This window comes from Salinivibrio sp. MA427 (assembly GCF_001996115.1).
Lineage (GTDB): Bacteria > Pseudomonadota > Gammaproteobacteria > Enterobacterales > Vibrionaceae > Salinivibrio > Salinivibrio costicola.
On sequence record NZ_MUFH01000385.1, the window covers coordinates 1 to 2014 of the forward strand.

Below are 2014 nucleotides of genomic sequence, written 5' to 3' on the forward strand. Positions count from 1 at the left end.
ACTCTGTACCCTGATAAAGATACTCCCACGCCACATCGTTGCCAGACACCATCGCTTCCCAGAATGTTCTAGCTTCGGGATTTTGCACAGCATCAAAAATAAAATAAAACAGTTTATCTTTTGATTGTGACAATACTTCAAAGGGAGTTTTATGCGTATCTTCCATATAAAATGCCTAACTGACTCTGTTAATATTTATAATTTGGCGTCAATGCCATAACGCTCTCGCAGTATCTTTTCATCCTGCTTTTTAGATGCGTCTGATTGCGGTTTTAGATAAGGATGCGTCCCTTCCTCTTCACACTCTTCGCGAGGGCGATAGCCTCTTGGCTTAACACAGTACACAATATTGTTTCTAAAACGCTCTCCATATGGTGTCAAAGCGGGAAACTGTACACCGAGCGCAATCATTTTTTGCTGAATTTTCAGCATTTTTTGATACGCTTCGCTGGATTTATCCATACTATCTAGTGACTGTTGAACCGAATAGGCTGCACTCAGTCCACCATTGTCTATCACAAAAGGATCGGCACCGTTCTCCAAGAGATAAAGCACTTCATCCATGTTTACTCTGATGAAATCTAATAGCGGTGTTTTTCCTACACCGGTTCTGGCATTTACATCCGCGCCAAACTCAACCAATAATTTCAGCGCGTCGTTGTCTTCTAGGTCCGGCACATCAAAAATTAGCGTACCACTGCCTCTCTTTATTTCGGTATCCATACCAGCTTCCAACATTGCTCTTAGTGGCTCTGTGGTTTTAAGCCTCATTGCTAAATGCGCTACCGTTTCTGAAACATCCGTATCGGCTATCACGGCGTCATCAATTTTGGCGGCAGGGTCGGCCCCCAGAGCCATCAACATTTTGATGGCTGGAATATTGGTATCAGCGACAGCAAAGGCTAATAGAGTAAAATGATCATTACCGTGAGCATCAATATCTGGCAGTTTTTCCGCCAATGCTTTCGCTTTATCGATATCATGGGCTTTCATCGCCTCAGCAACGGCTAATAATTCCCCCTCAAAAAATACCTCTGGATAGGGTTTACTGCGGTATAGATTAAAAGCGCCAGCTTTTGCTACCCAGAGCAAAAGCACAATCCCTATTCCGATGGCTATTACCTTTAACACCTTATAGGCCTCGCTTATAGATTGGCGTCAATGCCATAACGCTCTCGCAGTATCTTTTCATCCTGCCGTTTAGATGCGTCTGATTGCGGTTTTAGATAAGGATGCGTCCCTTCCTCTTCACACTCTTCGCGAGGGYGATAGCCTCTTGGCTTAACACAGTACACAATATTGTTTCTAAAACGCTCTCCGTATGGCGTCAAAGCAGGAAACTTTACACCGAGATCAATCATCTTTTGTTGAATTCTCAGCATTTTTTGATACGCATCGGTGGATTGATCAATACGATTTAATGACACTTGAACTGAATACGCAGCTGTCATTCCCGAGCATTCCATCACAAAGGGATCCGCGCCGTTCTCCAAGAGATAGAGCGCTTCATCAAACATAACGCTAATGAACTTGAATAGGACCGTTTCCCCGAGACTATTTCTGGCATTCACATCGGCGCCAAATTCAACCAACAATTTCAGCGCGTCATTGTCTTCTAGGTCTGGCACATCAAAAATCAGCGTCTCACCATATTCATCGGTTAAATTTGGATCCATTCCAACTTCCAGCATTGCTTTGAGTGCATCTGTCGTTTTGCGCCACATGGCAAAGTAAGCCACAGACTGTGCCTCCTCGCCTTCACCGAACTTAGCGGCGGGGTCGGCCCCTAGCGCCATCAGCATCTTGATGGCTGGAATATTGGTATCAGCGACGGCAAACGCTAACAGGGTAAAATTCTCGTTGCCTGGCGCATCAATAGCTGGCAGTTTTTCCGCCAATGCTTTTGCTTTATCGATATCATGGGCTTTAATCGCCTCGGCAACGGCCAATAATTCTCCCTCAAAAAAGACCTCTGGATAGGGTTTACTGCGGAACATATTTAACACTCCTGCTT

General features: G+C 44.7%; 2 protein-coding genes. Both read right to left on the bottom strand.

The window, feature by feature from the left end; genetic code table 11:
- Window positions 1–195: 195 nt before the first annotated feature.
- The gene (locus BZG79_RS14775) at window positions 196–1131 is read right to left on the bottom strand and encodes an ankyrin repeat domain-containing protein (protein WP_242414211.1); all 936 of its coding nucleotides are present in this window, start codon (window positions 1129–1131) and stop codon (window positions 196–198) included.
- Window positions 1132–1145: 14 nt separating this feature from the next.
- The coding region (locus BZG79_RS14780) for an ankyrin repeat domain-containing protein (RefSeq protein ID WP_242414212.1) at window positions 1146–2014 on the bottom strand (869 nt) is incomplete at its 5' end.